This window comes from Brevibacillus sp. HB2.2, from assembly GCF_013284275.1.
GTDB classification, from domain to species: Bacteria; Bacillota; Bacilli; order Brevibacillales; family Brevibacillaceae; genus Brevibacillus; species Brevibacillus brevis_D.
On sequence record NZ_JABSUV010000003.1, the window covers coordinates 29547 to 47944 of the forward strand.

13 protein-coding genes and 1 riboswitch are annotated in these 18398 nt (G+C 49.3%); all 13 genes read right to left on the minus strand.

The window, feature by feature from the left end; translation table 11 throughout:
* Positions 1-13 precede the first annotated feature (13 nt).
* A complete protein-coding gene (gene ptsP / locus HP401_RS02765) occupies positions 14-1735 on the minus strand; it encodes a phosphoenolpyruvate--protein phosphotransferase (protein ID WP_173603976.1) in 1722 nt (573 codons plus the stop codon).
* A 17-nt stretch (positions 1736-1752) separates the two neighbouring features.
* On the minus strand, positions 1753-2913 hold the full coding sequence (locus tag HP401_RS02770; protein WP_173603977.1) for a mannitol-1-phosphate 5-dehydrogenase: 1161 nt from the start codon (positions 2911-2913) through the stop codon (positions 1753-1755).
* Positions 2914-2919: 6 nt separating this feature from the next.
* Positions 2920-3354: a PTS mannitol transporter subunit IIA gene (locus HP401_RS02775; RefSeq protein WP_173603978.1), complete on the minus strand. Its 435-nt coding sequence runs from the start codon at positions 3352-3354 to the stop codon at positions 2920-2922.
* On the minus strand, positions 3351-5456 hold the full coding sequence (locus tag HP401_RS02780; RefSeq protein WP_173603979.1) for a BglG family transcription antiterminator: 2106 nt from the start codon (positions 5454-5456) through the stop codon (positions 3351-3353). The genes HP401_RS02775 and HP401_RS02780 overlap by 4 nt, the downstream gene beginning before the upstream one ends.
* A 63-nt stretch (positions 5457-5519) precedes the next feature.
* Positions 5520-6950, minus strand: a complete 1431-nt coding sequence (locus HP401_RS02785; RefSeq protein WP_087351155.1) for a PTS mannitol transporter subunit IIBC — start codon at positions 6948-6950, stop codon at positions 5520-5522.
* A 332-nt stretch (positions 6951-7282) separates the two neighbouring features.
* The gene (gene cshA, locus HP401_RS02790) at positions 7283-8824 is read right to left on the minus strand and encodes a degradosome RNA helicase CshA (protein ID WP_173603980.1); all 1542 of its coding nucleotides are present in this window, start codon (positions 8822-8824) and stop codon (positions 7283-7285) included.
* 251 nt (positions 8825-9075) lie between these two features.
* On the minus strand, positions 9076-9933 hold the full coding sequence (locus HP401_RS02795) for a transporter substrate-binding domain-containing protein (protein WP_087350417.1): 858 nt from the start codon (positions 9931-9933) through the stop codon (positions 9076-9078).
* Positions 9934-10053: 120 nt separating this feature from the next.
* On the minus strand, positions 10054-12027 hold the full coding sequence (locus tag HP401_RS02800; RefSeq protein ID WP_173603981.1) for a methyl-accepting chemotaxis protein: 1974 nt from the start codon (positions 12025-12027) through the stop codon (positions 10054-10056).
* A gap of 72 nt (positions 12028-12099) precedes the next feature.
* Positions 12100-12200: riboswitch (cyclic di-GMP riboswitch) on the minus strand.
* 135 nt (positions 12201-12335) lie between these two features.
* A complete protein-coding gene (locus HP401_RS02805; protein WP_173603982.1) occupies positions 12336-13964 on the minus strand; it encodes a formate--tetrahydrofolate ligase in 1629 nt (542 codons plus the stop codon).
* A gap of 155 nt (positions 13965-14119) precedes the next feature.
* Positions 14120-15484 (minus strand): FAD-binding oxidoreductase, encoded by a 1365-nt coding sequence (locus HP401_RS02810; RefSeq protein WP_173603983.1) that lies wholly within the window; start codon positions 15482-15484, stop codon positions 14120-14122.
* 16 nt (positions 15485-15500) lie between these two features.
* Positions 15501-16775: a TRAP transporter large permease gene (locus HP401_RS02815; protein WP_173603984.1), complete on the minus strand. Its 1275-nt coding sequence runs from the start codon at positions 16773-16775 to the stop codon at positions 15501-15503.
* 7 nt (positions 16776-16782) lie between these two features.
* Positions 16783-17250: a TRAP transporter small permease gene (locus tag HP401_RS02820; protein ID WP_173603985.1), complete on the minus strand. Its 468-nt coding sequence runs from the start codon at positions 17248-17250 to the stop codon at positions 16783-16785.
* 64 nt (positions 17251-17314) lie between these two features.
* Positions 17315-18370, minus strand: a complete 1056-nt coding sequence (locus HP401_RS02825; RefSeq protein ID WP_173603986.1) for a TRAP transporter substrate-binding protein — start codon at positions 18368-18370, stop codon at positions 17315-17317.
* Positions 18371-18398: the final 28 nt, after the last annotated feature.

Consider the following 18398-nt stretch of genomic DNA (forward strand, 5'->3'; position numbering starts at 1 on the left):
TTTACCTCCTTCCCTACACTCTCTCAAGCCATTCCTTCACGAACGCCTCTACTTGCACAGAAGTGCTCATCTGCAAAATCGTATCCATCTGTTTTGCTGCGTCCTCTGCACTCAAACGACTCAGCTGTTGGCGCGCAGGCAAAATGCTCCCTGCACTCATACTAAATTCATCCAGACCCATTCCCAACAGAATCGGGATCGCGATTGGATCGCCCGCCATCTCCCCGCACATACCGACCCACTTGTTCTGCGCGTGCCCTGCTTTAATCACGTTGTGCAGCAAGCGCAAAACGGCAGGGTGATAAGGCTGGTAGAGATAAGCGACCTTCTCGTTCATACGGTCGGCTGCCATTGTGTATTGAATTAAATCATTGGTTCCAATGCTGAAAAAGTCAACCTCGCGTGCAAATTGATCGGCCATCAATGCCGCAGCAGGGATCTCAATCATGATACCCACTTCGTACTGATCGGATACTACAATTCCGCGATTGACCAACGATTTTTTCTCTTCCTCCAAAATCGCTTTCGCCTGGCGGAACTCCTCTAGTGTCGCAATCATCGGAAACATGATTTTCAGATTGCCGTGTACACTTGCGCGCAATAGAGCACGCAGCTGCGTACGAAACAATTCTTGGTTGTCGAGACACAGCCGGATGGCGCGATGTCCAAGAAACGGGTTCATTTCTTCTGGCAAAGCCAAGTAAGAGAGATGCTTGTCCCCGCCAATGTCCAATGTACGAATAACCACCGGGCGGTCGCCCATATGCTCCAGCACGTGCTTGTACGCGAGGTATTGCTCCTCTTCCGTCGGGAAATCATTACGTCCCATGTACAGAAACTCCGTGCGGAACAGCCCGACACCTTCAGCTCCGTTGGCGATTGCCCCAGCAACATCTTCAGGACTTCCGATATTAGCGGCAAGCTCGACATGATGATTGTCCAATGTGACCGTTTTATCGTTCACAAGCTTCGCCAGTTCGGCTTTTTGCGCTTCGTAATCAGTTTGCTTGCGTCTGTAGTCAGCAATCTCTTCTTCACTCGGGTCGATAATCGCGATTCCTTCATGCCCGTCGAGAATGATGAGCGTTGCTGGCTGAACTGCACGAGTAATCCCTTGTGTTCCGACAACAGCAGGAATCTCGAGAGAACGTGCCATAATCGCCGAATGCGAGGTTCGACCGCCAATGTCTGTGACGAAGCCTTTGACATAGCGACGGTCTAATTGAGCCGTATCAGAAGGCGTCAAATCATCTGCTACAATGATCACTTCTTCTGTCAGCTCACCGAGTCCTGCAAACGGTACACCGAGCAAGTAAGATAGTACACGTTTGGTCACGTCACGAATATCTGCTGCCCTCTCTCGCATGTATTCGTTGTCCATTTGCTCAAAAAGTCCGATGAATGCTTGTGCGACATCATTCAAGGCACTTTCGGCGTTTGTCTTTTCACTCGTAATTTTATCTTTGACGGTATCGACTAGTTCCGGGTCTTCCAAGACGAGCAGGTGAGCTTTGAAAATGTCTGCATGATCCGTCCCCATCTCCTGCTCCACGCGCAGAACGATGCCCTCCAAATCATTTTTCGCTCGAGCCAACGCCTCTTGAAAGCGCTGGATTTCATTCGCCGGATCTTCAATCGCTACGGTATTGATCTGTAAATCGGGCGTTGTCAGTAAAAACGCCTTGCCAATGGCTATACCTGCTGAAGCTTTTACACCTGTGATCTTTTGGGACATCGTAACACCAGCCTCTCTCAATGGCTACCTGACCATTCCTTCAATCTGCGTGCCTGTTCGCGCACAATCTCCTCAAGCGGATGACCTGCCGGAATGCCGGTACAATTGTGTAATGTATTTTCCCATCCAAACTCTTTCAGGCTTGCTTGTATCCGTGCGGACTCCGCATCCTCGGGATAGTCGAATGCCAATGCGGCTGCAATCGCTAGTCCCAAATACGCTGGATTCATCCCTTTTTCCATGCATTGCAGCGCTGGACCGACCAAACGATCATGCTGCGACAGCTTGCGAATCGGCGAACGTGCCACCCTGACAATATCGTCAGAAAGTAGCGGGTTGGTGTATCTGCCGAGGATTTTTTCTACATACTGCCCATGAACTTGCGGATCAAATCCGTACTTGGCAGCAAGCAGTGCACCTGTCTCCTGAAGAGCCCCACGTGTCGCCTGAACAATCCGGTCGTCTCGCATCGCTTCATCAATCGTTTTCATCCCCAACTGATACCCCAGGTACGCGATGACCGCATGACCTGTGTTGACGGTGAACAGCTTTCTTTCGATGTACGGCGCCAGATCCTCTACATACGTAACGCCCTTAATAGCCGGGACTTCTCCAACCATCTGCGACGAATCTACCACCCATTCGAAAAACGGTTCCACCATAACCAGAAGCTTGTCAGCATGCTGCTGCAAAGGAACAATCCGGTCCACGGCTGCATTGGGGAATCCAATCCATTGTGATGCCTCGGCTTGAACCGATTCCGTCAGATGCTCATACACATGCTCCTTCAGCTTCTCGCTACCGCCGATCATATTTTCGCATGCAATCACATTCAGTGGCTTTGCATGAACAGTAAGTCTTTGGGTAATGCCGGCTGCGATGGCCCCTGCAATGTGCGGAAGAATGTTAGGACCAACTGCCGTTGTTACCAAATCGGCAGTGGCGATCGCTTCAGCTACCGCAGCTACATCCTGACCATTTATCGCTCGAACTCCTTCCACGACCGACTCCGGTTTTCCTGTTGTTGCTAGTTGCACGCGATACATTTTCCGCTCATTCAGCTCATCGACCAAAGCCGCATTGACATCCACAAACGCAATTTCATAGCCAGCCTTTTGCAACAGTTGTCCGATAAAGCCTCGCCCAATATTTCCCGCTCCAAAATGTACAGCTAGCATAGGGGATTACACCTCCTCGGAGAACATCGCGATGATTTCTTCCGCCGAAGCCGCGTTCACTATCCGCTTGACGTTTTCCTCCTCGGAGCAAAGAATTGCGATGTTCGAGAGCACCTCCAAATGCTCATCCCCAACAGCAGCAATGCCCACTAGCAAATAAGCTGTATTGCCTTCTCCAAAGTCAACACCCTCAGGAACCTGAATGATAGAGATCCCAGTGGATTGAATCTCTGCCTTGGATTCGTTTGTTCCATGCGGGATGGCTACGCCGCTTCCGATGTATGTGGTCGCCAACTGCTCGCGCTCCTGCATTTTCTCTACATACGCCTCCGTTACGTGGCCTGCACGCACAAGCAATTGTCCTGCCAGTCTGATCGCTTCTTCCTTATTGGCTACCTTTGCGTTCAACATGATTTTTTCTGCTGTCAGTATGTTTTTCATTTCGTTCTCTCCATTCCTATCTTTTTGAGGCAAAACGCATACATTTTGCCCGCTATATAATCAGCAATTTGCTGTGTTTCTCCTGTTTTCAAAACTGCTTGCATTTCTTCTTCAATCAAAAGGGAGCTGATCTCGCTGAGTACTTCCAGCCCTTCCTTCGGCACTTCTTTCGGCCCCAGAAGTAACAGAAGCATATCAATGGATATCACTTCTTCATCCATCGAGCGAAGAAGCACTGGCTCTCGTAATTGGTGAAAGGTAAAAGAAGCCTTGTTCACTGCTTCATTTCTTCCGTGAAAAAGGGCCAAGGATGTTCCCGGAATCCCTAAACCGCCGAGCTTTTCCCGCTCGATCAGCTGCTTGACTACCGGTTCGACCTCCCCAATCGTTCCGCGCTCTTTTTGCCTCTTGATGATTTGGCTCAAAAGCTGGGCGATGTCCTGATCACGGTTATCCCATCTCATTCCCCACAGCCCATCGTAAAGCTCATTGGCATACGCAGCGTAGTATTGCATGGCCCTTAGTTGTTCGATGGACTGCTGTCCTGCGGGCACCGGCTGACTTTTCTCCTGATGGGATTGTTTTTGGCTCGTCGTGTGCAATAGATATTTAATTTTTTGGATATCGTCTGGCGGAAGCAGCGGGCTGACCACGACATACTCCGCTGGATCAAGCGGCAATGGAAGGGTGGAAATGATTAAGTCATAATCCGTTGCCGGAACCTCTCTCAAGTCAAACATGGACAGATTTTTCAAGCTGACGATCTCCGGTATTTCTTTTTTAATGCGCGTTGCCAAAATCTTGGAGGAGCCGATCCCACTGGAGCAGACTACCAATGCCCGGTACCACTGCTGCTCATGGCGCGTTCTCTCCAATGCTGCACCAAGATGCATCACCAGGTATCCGATCTCTTCATCTGGAACCCGAAGCTCTGGCAAGATCGTATGGACCGCTTCACTTGTTACGGCAAACAGCTCTGGATAGTTTTGCTTGATCTGTTCGAGAATCGGATTGCGAATCTCCATCTTCCGCTGTAATCGGTACAGCGCTGGCTCCAAATGCGTCAGCAGCCCATGGAATAGCGAGGCGTCATTACTAAGCGGAATGTCCAAGCGTTCTTCGCATGCTTGAATGAAGCGTCTCGTAATGACCATGAGCTCCGTATTTTCGGGCCATACCTGGTCATCCGGAGAATGCCGCAGCTTGGCTCCCCGCAAATGCATCGTAATATAGCCGATCTCATCCGCCGGGATTTCCATTTGGAAAATTTGCTTCAGCCGTTCCATGATGTTGCTCGCAATTTCGTATTCAGGAGTTCCATTCAATTCACTAAGGGTATGCTCGTCAAAATGAATGCCTTCCCCTTTTTCAATCCGTTCCATGGCCAATGCCAAATGTGTGACCAATCCTAGGTAGGCGCTGTCTGCCAAAGGATAGGGAAGCTCCTCGTCCAGATGGCTCAATGCATTCTCGACCTTGATCAGCTTTTGCCGGTCAATCAAGCCAAGTAGCCGTTCCGCTATCGAGTCGATGTCTCGCAGTGCCTTGTTTTGAATATTTTCTTTGATAATCCCTATCAGCTCGTGATCATCCAGATGCTCGGCAATCAGTCTACTAATCGCTCGCCGCTTGGACGACTCTGTACCTTGCAGCTCTACGCCGTACCCTCTTTTTCGCAAGAGTGACAGATCGTAACGGGCGAGCATGGTCTCCAAATCATCCAGGTCATGGCTGATGGTCGCGGTCGTCACTTTCAAATCGATCGCCAGCGAAATCAGCTTGACTGGCTCCGATGCCTCTAGGAGCGCGCATAGGATAATGGCCTTACGTTCCTGCGCGGTGTATTCCTTCGTCATGTGATGCAGGACAGACATTCTGAGTGCACTCTTTTGGTCGTCGGCCCCCACCACTTCAAGTCCTGAGCCTGTTTTTCTGACTAACTCGAGTTCAAATTCTTCAAACAAGGAATCCAGTGCATCCAATTCCCTGTGAACGGTACGGCCGCTTACCCCAATCTGCTCGGCGATCGAACCAACGGTAACTCCTTTTTGTTCCTTCAATAAAATCTCGATAATGGATCGCTGTCGAGAGGATACATGCATGTCTTCGTTCCCTCCTAAACGCCAAAGAGGGAAGACGCTAGCTCTCACTAGCGTTGATTCCCATTACCCCAGGCGTTTGACCAACTTGTCATACTCGGGACTATTCAAGAAGTTTTCAATGGAGATATGCTCCGCAGAAGGCGCTTTGACCTGCGCTCTCTCTGTTAAAGACTTGTGTGTAATGACGATATCAGCGTCACTTGGAATGTCGTTGATCGCCGTATTGATGACCGTAATCTCGGTCAGACCCGCATCCTTGAACTTTTTGCGCAAAGACGCCGCTCCCATCGCACTGGAGCCCATACCCGCATCGCAAGAGAAGACGACTTTCTTCACGTCAGCAGCAGCAACCTCATGTTTCACGGGAGCTTCTACTACTTCTTGTTCCTGCGCTTTTTTGCCTTTCATCTCTTGCATTTTTTCTGTCGCTTTTTCCAGTTCATCTTCGTCTGTCTTCGCGCTCATTTTCAAGAGAGCAGATGCGATAAGGAAAGACACGACAGTCGCGGCCAGCACACCAGCCAGTACCGGTAGCAATCCACCACGCGGTGCCATTGCAATCAAGGCGAAAATACTACCTGGAGACGGTGGCGCCACCAATCCTGCGCCAAGCAGCGTGAAGGTAAACACACCAGCCATCCCGCCACCAATGGCCGCCAGAATCAAGCGCGGATTCATCAGCACATACGGGAAGTAAATTTCGTGGATACCTCCGAAGAAGTGAATGATGACAGCACCTGGAGCCGATTGCTTGGCACTACCTCTGCCAGCAAGCCAGTATGCCAACAAAATTCCCAAACCTGGCCCCGGATTGGATTCAAGAAGGAAGAAAACCGATTGACCTATCTTCGCCGCTTCATCCAGACCGATTGGGCTCAAAATACCGTGGTTAATCGCGTTGTTCAGGAACAAAATCTTCGCTGGCTCGATGAAAATGCTGGCAAGCGGCAACAGCCCAGCACCTACAATGACTTCTACACCCGCTGCAAGCGCCTTGCTCAAGCCTACAACAACAGGCCCAATTGCCTTGAATGCCAAAAGTGTCAGTAACCCACCAACAATACCCGCGGAAAAGTTATTCACCAGCATTTCAAAGCCGGAACGAATTTTTCCTTCGAACAACTGGTCTACTTTTTTGATGACCCAACCGCCCAAAGGACCCATGATCATGGCTCCCAAGAACATCGGGATGTCTGCACCTACGACAACCCCCATCGTAGCGACGGCACCTACGACCCCGCCTCGAACATCATGGACCATTTTTCCGCCGGTATAACCGATCAGCAGTGGCAGTAAATACGTAATCATCGGTCCGACCAATTTGGCCAACTCTTCGTTAGGCCGCCAACCTGTCGGAATAAATAAAGCGGTAATCAATCCCCAAGCGATGAAAGCACCGATATTCGGCATGACCATCGCACTCAAGAATCGTCCAAACTTTTGTACCGAGACCCGTATTCCACCCGAAGCGTTTTTTGCTTCCACGCTCTCCATACTGCACCCTCCTTTACCCCTATTTATGAGATGTTGACATGATTGAAAAGATAATGTGTACACCTCAAATATAAAGCGTTTTCATAGGGGCTAACAACAAAATCAAAGCGCGAATTTGTCTGACTCGTTGTTGCCAAAACTTAATAGCCCACAGTAAAAAGACCTCTGCTCAGCTGCAGAAGCCTTCTCCTTACAAATTTTCCGATTCAACTTTGATCACTTTTCAACCTAGTTTGTCACGGATTTCCCTAAATATTCGCAGGTAGTCCACACAAAAAAAGACCGATGCGCACATGTGCACATCAGTCTTTGCTTGCTATACCGCTCGATTCCTAGCTGCGTGGTGGACGAGATTCGCCACTGCGTGGACGGGAGTCGCCGCTGCGTGGACGAGAGTCACCACTGCGTGGACGAGAGTCGCCACTGCGCGGACGAGATTCGCCGCCGCGAGGACGATATTCGCCATTGCGTGGGCGAGATGGACGCTTTCCACCAAAACCGGAACCGGAACCAAAGCCACCTTTTCCTTTTGGAGGTAGCTTTTTCTTCCCTACACGAAGTGGAGCCTCTTCTGTCAGGCGAACAGGAGTCATATCTGGCTCTTTGGTCAACAGCTTGAGTGCTGCGGATACGAGTGTTACGGAATCGACATCCTCCAGCAATTGCTCTGCCAGCGTTTTATAAGCAGACAGATCGTCTCTTCCAGATGCTTCGAGAATTTTGTCTACCGTCATCTTTTGTTGACCTTCCAAAGCCTCAGCCATCGAAGGAACCGCACGACGCTCCATGCGACGGTTCGTTGTTCGCTCAATCAGACGCAGATGGTCGATTTCACGGGAAGTCACAAACGTGATTGCCAGACCTGTTTTACCAGCACGTCCCGTTCTACCGATACGGTGAACGTAGCTCTCGGAGTCCTGTGGAATATCAAAGTTAAATACATGCGTTACACCACTGATATCCAAGCCACGTGCAGCCACGTCAGTCGCTACCAGCACTTCGATCGTACCTTCCTTGAACTTGCGGAGCACGCTGTCGCGTTTCGCTTGGTTCAAGTCACCGTGGATACCTTCTGCACCATAACCGCGCTTGGTCAGGGCTTCGGACAGCTCATCAACTCTGCGCTTGGTTCTACCGAAAATGATAGCCAGCTCAGGGGAGTGAATATCCAGCAAACGGCACAGTACATCGAACTTCTGCTTTTCAGCTACTTCCATGTATTCCTGTGCAATGTTTGGTACGGTTACTTCTTTTGCTTTCACTTGAATGATGGTTGGTTCGTTCATGAACTGCTGGGCGATTTCCTGAATCGCTCTCGGCATCGTTGCGGAGAACAGCAGGGTTTGACGACTTTCTGGAACCTCTTTCAAGATTTCCTTAATGTCGTCGATGAAACCCATGTTCAGCATTTCATCCGCTTCGTCCAAAACAACTACCTCGATGGCATCCAGACGAATCGTTCTTCTTCTCATGTGGTCCATGAAACGACCAGGTGTTGCTACGATGATTTGCGGGCGTTTTTTCAACGCCTTGATTTGACGCGTGATGTCTTGACCACCGTAGATTGGCAGGGCAGAGATGTTTTTAAATTGGGCAATTTTATTAATCTCTTCTGCAACCTGAACAGCCAGCTCACGAGTTGGGGTCAATACAACCCCTTGAATATTTCCGTTTGTTTCATCCATGCGTTCAATCAGCGGAATACCAAATGCAGCCGTTTTACCTGTACCTGTTTGTGCTTGACCGATCAGGTCACGACCTTGCAGTGCTACAGGAACCGTTTGATCCTGAATCGCTGTAGCTTCTTCGAAACCCATGTTGCTCAAAGCTCTAACAATGGAGTGGTGTAAGCCAAAATCATTAAAAGTCGCCAATGAATGTCAGTCTCCTTTATCAATACCTTCATCTATAAAATTCTCAAAAAAAAGGGCACTATTCCTTACGATCCGGAACATGCCCTTTTATCCCGATTGTACGTAGCGCCCTAAAGAACATAGCTGTAATCGTACCATGCAATGACCAAAAAAGCAAACAGCTTATATACCCAAATTGTTTGATTTTTTGGTAATGAATCTTGTAAAAATAACAAAGCAGCCCAGAATCAGGCTGCTTGTCTCTTTTTGGATTATTTTACCCATTTGTTGTAAAGCTCATCAAACTTCCCTTGCAGTTTCATTTCATCCATCCACAGATCCAAGTAGTTAGCGAAAATTGTATCTCCACGGTGAATCATGTACGCTTTTTCACTCTTTGTGAACGGGTTGTCAGTCAGAGCAGCGTACAGACGGGAATCTGCTTTGGAATATACAAGCGCTTCCAGCGTATCTGTGATCATCACATCGTATTTACCGCTTGCTACCAGACCAGGAATGTCGAGGTTGTTTTGTTCAACCGTCACAGTTGCTTTTGTCAGGTGCTCACGAACGAATTTCTCGTTGGTGCCGCCTGGATTCACACCAATGCGCACCTCTGGCTTGTTGATGTCTGCTACACTCTTGTACTTGTCTTTGTCTTCTGCACGGATGAGTGGAGCTTTACCGAACATAATATAAGGATCGCTCATATGCGCTTTTTTCTGACGGTCTGTGTTGCGCGTTACGCCTCCGACAGCAATATCGAATTTATTTGCCAACAAATCATCCATCAGTGTCGGCCAAGAGGTTTGGACAAAACGCGCCTCTACTCCCAGGCTTTTTGCGAATTCCTTCATCGCGTCGATATCGTAACCCTCGAATTGGTTTGTTTTCGGATTCAAATATGTAAACGGTTTGTAGTCGCCTGGAGTACCTACGAGGATGTAGCCTCTCGCAATGATTTCGTCCAAACGAGACTCAAACTTCTTCACTTGTGGTTTTTTAGCAGCTTCAGCCGCTACAGTTTGGACAGGCTTAACCGCTGTTGCGGCAAAAGCACCTGTTCCTGATGTCATGAGCATAGTTGCAGCGAGTGTGCTCGCCAAGATTGTTTGTGTGATTTTTTTCATCTGGGTTCTCCTCCTGTTAAACGGTAATGAATTTAGTTTTAGTTATAGAAACAAACTCCATCATCCCCTAATGGCATCCCCCCTTTCAAAAAGAGGACTTACAATCAGATGAGCTGCTTCTTACACCGTAAACCTGCCGATTCCTTGCTGTAATTCTTCCGCCACTGCGTTCAAATGCTCGACAGACTTGCCAATTTCTTCGATGGCTTGAAGCTGCTCTTCGGTTGCCCTTGCCACTGTTTGCGCGTCGAGTGAAGCATGCTTTGCAATGGTATGCATTTCATCTACAGAAGCACTCACCTGTTGGGAGCCTGCTGACATTTGCTCAGATGCTGCGGATACTTCCAAAATGTGCGCGGCAACGTTCCGGGAAGATTCCAAAATATGCTCGAAGATTTCGCGAACCTCTTCGACCAATTGGATACCTTGCTGTGCGTTTTGGTTACCCTCGGTCATAACCTCTACTGCGTGATGAGTATCCTGCTGGATTTCCCCGATCAGCATTGCAATTTTCGATGCGGATTCCTCGGATTGGTTCGCCAGTTTTTTTACTTCACCAGCAACTACAGCAAACCCACGTCCATGCTCGCCAGCACGTGCTGCCTCAATCGAAGCGTTCAAGGCAAGCAAATTGATTTGCGAGGTCAACTGACTGATCGTATCGAGAATGCCTTCGATTTCTTTGGAGCGATTGTTGAGCTGCTCGATGGCTACAGTCGCCTTCGAAGTTCCCTCCCCAATGCTTCCCATCTGGCGAACTGCCTGCTCTACTACAGCAGTCCCTTGCTCAGCCTGCTCTGTTGCGATCTGGGCAGCCTCAGAAACATGTGCAGACGTCTCCGCGATTTTCACGATGCCTGCTGCCATGTCAGTCATCGACAATGCGACTTCCTGCGAGCTGGATGCCTGCGCCTCTGCTCCCTCAGAAATCTGTTCGATAGACAAGCCAATTTGGTTGATGTTTTCCGTCGCTTGTTTAATGCCTTCGGATACTTCCTGACTAAAACGCTGAACTTGATCAGACGACAGTGATACGTCTTCGATCAAATTTTTCAAGTGTGATACCGTCTGGTTAAAGTCACGGGACAGAACCGCAATCTCGTCTTTTCCGTCAACCGTTACGGTCTCTTTCAAGTTACCCTGCGCCACTACATTTACTGCGTGATTCAGACGCTCAATTGGTTTCACCATGCGTACAGCCAAGAAATAAACGAGGACAACCCCAAGCCCCAATACGATGAGGGAAATAACCGTCAATCGGACTAACAGTTGATCGACAGGTGCATGTAGCTCCGCTACGGGTGCAGTGATGAATATCCCCCAGTTCAAATTGGTTGGCGCATAGGAAGCAAATCGCTCTGTATTCTCGTATTCGTATTGGGCGATTCCATGATTCCCTTGCTTGATATCTTCAAAAGCAGTCTGAAGTTGAAGAATCCCCATATTGAGAATGGATTCCTTCAGAATGTACTCGCTGTTCGGATGATAAATAAATGTTCCTGTTTTGCTTACTAAAAAGGCGTAACCTAATTCGCCAAATTTCTCTTCAGACACCTTTTTTTGGATCTCGTTGATTGGAATCGTAGAACCGATGTAACCGTATTGACGGTTGTCCTTCATCAATGGAACGACCAGTGTCACGATGTTATTCCCTGTCCGCTTCGAAACGACTGGCTCAGAGACAACAACCTTCCCTTCCCCTTTGCTGGCTTCCTTAATATGCGGACGATCTGAAATGTCAGTCACTTCACCCTTGAAATTGATCACTTTCTTACCGCTTAAGTCATGCGAAAAGAAGAACGTCTCAAACTCGGGGTTTTTCTTTTGGGCTTCTTGAATGAGTTTCAGGTCTTGTTCGACATTTTGATCTGCCGACATCAACCCTCCTATCGCTCTTACAATCTCAATTTTCTCTTGAAAGAAACCATCGATACGAATCGAGAGATTGCTAGCTGACAGCTCAGCTTCCTTGTCCAGACTGTTTGCCAAAAGGTTGGAAGCACTCCAATAGCTTGCACCGCAAACCGTACCCAAACTTATCACCAACAGCAGGCACAAAACGATAATTAGCTTATTCTTCAAACTATTTTTCATACCGAATCCCTTCTCCCTTCTCTTTTTTCAACAAAAAAAAGACTGCCCACCGACAGCCCATCATGACTACGGTATGGCAACCCGGCTGTCCTAGCTGCGAAAGTCATTTGACCTTCGTCCTTAGACCCGTGGCTTTGCGTCCCTGCCTTTCAGCAAGTTTGCCTTTGTCATTCCTTGTTGTTTTTCAATTAAGTTCACTTTTTTTCAATCTCACCTTTCATTTCCCATAACTTTCCGCCAATAAACCTCAAAATGGAAAAAAAGCTGACAACCTTTTACAGCTGTCAGCTTTTTGTCACACTTTTTGATTAGCTTAATCCAATCACGTGGCCTTCCTCGTCGACAAATAACGATTCCGCAGCCGGCTTTTTCGGGAGGCCTGGCATGGTAACCAAGCTTCCGGTCAGTGCCACAATGAAACCAGCTCCTGCTGATATGCGCACTTCGCTCACATGAATCGTGAAGTCTACAGGTGCCCCCAACAGATCAGCGCGATCCGTAAAAGAGTAAGGTGTTTTCGCCATGCACACAGGCAGATGGGACATGCCCATTTCTTCTACCTTTTGCATCGTTTTTAATGCCAACGGCGAAAAGACAACTCCTGATCCACGGTATACTTCTTTCACGACAGTCTCAATCTTGTCTTTAATGCTGAGGCCTTCCTCATACAAGAATCGGAAGGACGAAGGCAGCTCTGCTGCTCGAATTACTTTTTCAGCCAGCTCGACACCGCCTGCTCCTCCTTCTGCCCACACTTTAGAGAGCGCTGCTTCGGCTCCAGCCGCTTGGCACAGCGCAATGACAGCATCAATCTCTGCTTGGGTATCTGTCGCAAAATGATTGATGGCCACCACTGCTGGCACACCGAACTTCTGTAGGTTTTCCAGATGTCGCTTGACGTTTTCGAAGCCTTTTTCCAGAGCAGACAAGTTCTCCACTGCCAAGTCAGGTACTTTTACCCCGCCGTTGTATTTCAACGAACGAACCGTAATGACCACGACAGCAGCCGATGGAGTCAGACCTGCTTTTCTGCACTTGATGTCAAAAAACTTCTCTGCCCCCAAGTCGGCACCAAATCCAGCCTCTGTTACGACGTAATCTGCCAGTTTCAAGGCCATTTTGGTTCCGATCACACTGCTGCACCCATGTGCGATATTGGCAAAAGGTCCACCGTGAATGATGACCGGGGTTCCCTCGATTGTCTGTACGAGATTGGGCTTGATGGCTTCCTTCAAGAGAACACACATCGCATCAACCGCGTTGATTTCTTCTGCCCGTACAGGCTGATCATTGAAATCGTAGCCAATAATGATACGGTTCAACCGCTCCCGCAAGTCTGCTAGATTCTCACTCAAGCATAAGATCGCCATGATTTCCGACGCTGTCGTAATCATGAAGCCATCCTCACGCGTCATTCCATTGCCCTCACCCAGACCAACCACGATGTTTCGCAGTGCGCGGTCGTTCATATCCATAGCTCGTTTCCAGACGATTTTCTTTGGATTGAGCCCGCGCGGATTGCCATGGAAAATATGATTGTCGATCATCGCTGCCAACAAGTTATGTGCAGCTGTAATCGCGTGAATGTCCCCTGTAAAATGCAGGTTAATTTCATCAGCCGGGAGAATTTGTGCCTGACCGCTTCCAGTTGCGCCTCCTTTGATCCCCATGCAAGGACCCAAGGACGGCTCGCGAAGTGCTGCCATTGTTTTCTTCCCGAGATGATTTAAAGATTGTGACAGACCAATCGTCGTGAGCGTCTTGCCTGCTCCCGCCGGATTGGGGTTCATCGCTGTAACAAGAATCAGTTTGCCATCAGGGCGATCCTTCACTTGCTCCCATAGTTCATCTGATAGTTTGGCTTTATACTTTCCGTATAGCTCCAAATGCTGTTCTTCGATACCTGCACTCTTGGCAATTTCAACAATAGACTTCATTTTTGCCTCCCTGCCACACCAGAATGTAATGCTGTAATGCACCAGTTACCAATCTTCTACATTCTGCATAATCGTCCTTTCTCCTCTCCTCTTCGACACATTACGCAAAAGAAAAAGCCCACATTCCGACAAACGTTCAGAATGCAGGCTCTCTGTTATTTCCCGAAAATTTTTCCCGGATTCAAAATGCCGTTCGGGTCCAGCACATGCTTCATGGCTTGCATAACGTCCAGTGCTTCTCCATGTTCCTTGCGCTGGTATTTGATTTTCCCCACACCCACACCATGTTCCCCGGTGCAGGTTCCTCCCCGACTCAATGCGTACTCCACCAGATGGGCATTTACTTCCTCGGCACGCGCAACTTCTTCGGGGGCATTCAGGTCGATCATTAGGATGGCGTGATAGTTCCCATCCCCGACATGCCCTGCAATCGCTCCATCCAGTCCAGCGCGATCAATGGCTTGCCGCGCGTCCACAACGGCTCCTGCCAGCTCGGAAATCGGCAGGCAAACATCTGTCACCATCAGCTTTTTCCCGGGGGATTTGTGCAGGAAGGCATACGCCAGATTATGACGAGCGTCCCAGAGCTGCGCCCTCGCTTTTGAATCGGTTTCAAAGAGAAACTGTGTGCAGCCATGTCCATCGGCGATGTTCTGCGCAAAATCGATATCATACGCGAGCCCTTGTTCACTGCCGTGGAACTCGATAAACAGCGTCGGTGCTTCCGGGTAGCTCGTTTCTTTGTACAGATTCACTTGTTGGATGGAGCGTTCATCCACCAGCTCGATTCGCGCTACTTGAATACCCGCTCCGAGAATATCTACGACGGTATCGACAGCATCCTGAACAGAAGGGAAGCTGGCACGCGCCGCCGTTGTCGCCTCAGGGATGCCGTAAACACGTAAGGTCAGCTCTGTGAATACACCAAGCGTTCCCTCCGACCCGACAAACAGCCCAGTAAGATGGTAGCCTGAGGAGGACTTGGCTGTCATGCTCCCTGTCCGGATGATACGTCCGTCTGCCGTCACCACTTCCAGATCGCGAACCTGATCACGCATCACGCCATAGCGAACAGAAGTCGTTCCACTGGCGTTTGTAGCAGCCATCCCACCCAAAGTTGCGTCCGCGCCAGGATCAACGGAGAAAAACAATCCGTGCTTTTTCAACTCTTTATTGAGCTGGGTGCGCGTCACACCTGGCTGGACTCTCACGAGGAAATCCTTCGGTCGCACGTCCCGCACTTGGTTCATCAAGGAAAAATCCATGCTGATTCCGCCCGCATAAGGAATCGCATGGCCTTCCAGACTGCTCCCCATGCCAAACGGCGTTACCGCAATGCGCTTTTCGTTTGCCAGCTTCATGATTTGGCTGACTTCCTCTGCCGTCTGCGGAAACACGACCACATCTGGAAGATGCGGGGTATGGTACGATTCATCATGGCTGTGATGCTCCAGTACTGTGGGGTTGGTCGATACTCGTTCTTCCCCCAGCAAACCCACTAACGCTTGCTTGTAATCCACGTTGGTTCCCCCTCCGTTACTTGCTCAAGTTAACAAGGAATAAGCTAATTTCAGGAATGTAGGTGATAAGCATCAAATCGACGATCATAATGACCAAAAACGGGATCACCGCTCGCTCAATCTCCGTATTCTGGAGCTTCGCAATATTTCCTGCTACCAACAAATTGATCCCAACCGGTGGCGTCAGCATACCGATGGCGGAGTTGACGACCATGATCACTCCGAATAGCACTGGATCAATGCCCAAAGAATTCGTGATCGGCAAAAGGATCGGTGTCAGGAGAATGATCGTAACCGCCGTTTCCATGAACGTCCCCAAAATGAGCAGCAAGATGTTAATGATGAGCAAGGTGATGAGCGTGCTATCGGTAATCCCTAGCATGAATTGTGCAATTTCCTGCGGGATGTTTTCCCTTGTCATCAGATAGCCAAATGCGTTGGCGGTCGCGATAATAAGCATGATGACCGCTGTCATGCTGGCAGAGCCCGCGAATATTTCCCCCAAGTCCCTCCACTTGATCTCCCGGTAGACGAAAAGCCCAACAATCAGACCGTAAATCACGGCTACCACTGCTGCTTCTGTCGGAGTAAAGACGGCTCCGTATATACCGCCAAGGATAATGATCGGCATGAGAATCGCCAAAATGGCGTCCTTGAATGCCTCCCATATTTCTTTGGGCGTATGCTTCTCACCGCCACCCCAGCCGTTTTTCTTACTGATCCAATACGAGTACAGGATCAGCGAGATTGCTACGAGAATACCCGGTCCAATCCCGGCAATAAACAAGTCGCTAATCGAGGCACTCGCTGCTACCCCGTACAAAACCATTGGCACACTCGGAGGAATCATGACACCGATCGTTCCCCCTGTTGCATGCAAGGCCGCAGAAAACCGGACATGATACCCTTTTTTGACCATGTGCGGGATCAAAATTCCCCCTACGGCTGCCGTTGTCGCAGCAGAAGAACCCGATATCGCTGCAAAAAAAGTACAACCCATGACCGCCACGATAGCCAATCCTCCCGGCAGATTCCCGACAATCGTATTCGCAAAACGAATCAGCCTAGCCGAGATTCCGCCTGTTTCCATCAGCTTTCCTGCCAAGAGGAAGAACGGGATCGCCATCAGTGGGAAGGAATCTGTCCCGTTGAACATTTTCTGAATGACAACCAGAAGAGGGATGTTTCCCTCCAGCATAAACACGACAACGACAGATAACCCCAGTGCCACCCCAATCGGTACGTTCAGGATCAGGAGCACCAACAGTGTTACAAACAAAATCGTACCCACAATCTGGTCACTCCTTCCCGATAATGTCTTTCCATGTCACTTGGATCACGTTCATGATGAGTAAGGCACCGCTGATCGGAATCACCATGTATACATAGCCCATGGGAACGAGCAGAGTGGGTGAGGTTTGTGTCATGCTTCTCGCAGATAGCACGTAGCCTTGCTGAACCATGACGAGAAAGAAAAGCAGACTACACAAAGCTGCAATAACCAGCACCACCTTGTTCATGCGAGGCGACAAGTACTTTTGAATGTATTCCGTACCGATGTGTGCTTTGATCGACATCGCGTAGGCTGATCCCAGAAATGTGATCCAGATTAGCAAATACCGAGCCAATTCCTCCGTCCATGCCAAGGGCTGGTCGAGCAAAAAACGGAAAAGCACCTGCAGGAAGACAGCGATCACCATAATAGCCAGAAGGACAATGATGAAAAAACGAAGGATGCTGTTTATTTTGGAAACAAGGTTGCCCACACACAATCTCCTTTCGCAGGAAAAAGGGGAGAAAAGCCAGAGTGGCTCATCTCCCTTCTGTCGTTTATTTTGTATTTACAATTTGATCCACCAGCTCTTTGCCAAACTGCCCGGAAAACTTGTCATAGACAGGCTTCATCGCATCGCGGAAAGCTTGTTTATCCACGTCCTCGGTAATGACTACACCTTTTGCTTTAATATTGGAAATGGCCTCTTCTTCCATCTTGATCATCAACTCGCGCTCGTACTGACCCGCTTTTTTGGCTTCCTCGGCAAGAAGTTGCTGGACATCTGCCGGGAGCTTGTCCCATACAGGCTTGCTGAACAAGATCATCGCCGCTGAGTAGACATGCCCGGTCAATGCCATTTGTGTTTGTTTGGATTCATACAACTTGTAGGTCTGTGCGACAATCGCCGGATTTTCCTGGGCATCGACGACTCCTTGTTGCAGCGCCGTCAGCGCCTCTGTCCAAGCCATTGGGGTCGGCTTCGCTCCCAATGCTTCGAATGCAGCCAGATGAATCGGGTTTTCCTGCGTGCGTATCTTCAACCCTGCCACATCTTCCGGCTTCTTGATCACCTTCGAACCGTTCGTAATATGGCGGAAGCCGTTTTCAGCCCAAGCCAGCCCGACCAGATTGGCGTTTTCCAAATCCTTGAGCAGGTCTTGTCCGACTTGTCCGTCGAGTACCTTGTACGCCTGCTCACGGCTATCAAACAAGAACGGGAGATCCAGCACGCCCAGCTTTGGATGGAAGTTCATCACAGGCGCAGTCGAGGTAATCGACATATCCGCCGTTCCAAAGGTCAGCGCCTCTGTCAATTCACGCTCCGCTCCTAGCTGGCTCAGCGGATACACCTCGATTTTCACTTTTCCATTCGAGCGCTTGTCGACATCCTCGGCCATTTTTTTCAATGCCAAATGGTATGGATGATCTTCCGTCAGTGAATGCCCTGCTTTGAATACATAGCTTTGGCCGTCACTTTTCGGCGCTTCAGTCCCCCCAGCTTGTCCCGCAGGCGGAGCAGTCTGTTGACCGCCTCCTCCTCCGCACGCCGCCAGAAATAAAGACAATGACATGATGCTCGCTAGCACGAAGCTCCCCTTCTTCCAAAACATGCGATAGTACCCCCTGTTGATTCTTTTG